At 42.5% G+C, this 501-nt stretch carries 1 protein-coding gene; it reads right to left on the bottom strand.

Features of this window, described 5'->3' with window-relative positions; translation table 11 throughout:
• Positions 1–367: GNAT family N-acetyltransferase (locus IEY73_RS35000; RefSeq protein ID WP_189083276.1), on the bottom strand; the 367-nt coding region annotated here is incomplete at its 3' end.
• Positions 368–501: the final 134 nt, after the last annotated feature.

Raw genomic sequence — 501 nt, 5'->3', positions numbered from 1 at the left:
CCTTGATTTGACTCTTGCTCACATGCAAAGAGATTTTAATATAGCCTTTGATAAAAGCGTATCGCTCCACGCTCTCATAGAGTTTTTGACCCAGCCCTTGGGATTGATAAGCGCTATCTATGTGGAATTTACACAGCTCTGCTTCTGTTTTGTTGATAGGATCAAGCCCGCAGATCCCAATGAGCTTTTTATCCTTTCTCATTCCAAAAAATTCCCCGCCACGCTCGCGCAATTTTCGAACGAACCCGCTAATGCTAGGCAAAAGATCCAAGCGTTGGATAAACCCTAAAGGGTTATCAGTAATGCGCTCAGCATAAAATTCTTCCAATTCAGTAGGGTATTTGGGCGAAAAAACTTTGATGGTCATGATTAACTTTTTAAAACCCTTTTTGATTGTCCCACAAGCGGATATGGAGCCTGTCGCTAAGATTAAAACCATGCTCTAGGGCTAGGGGGGCTAGGGTTTTGAGATTTTTGTCTAATTCCTTATTCGTTGCGCCT

The organism is Mangrovihabitans endophyticus (assembly GCF_014646155.1).
Lineage (GTDB): Bacteria > Actinomycetota > Actinomycetes > Mycobacteriales > Micromonosporaceae > Actinoplanes > Actinoplanes endophyticus.
This window is presented reverse-complemented; position numbering and strand designations above follow the sequence as displayed.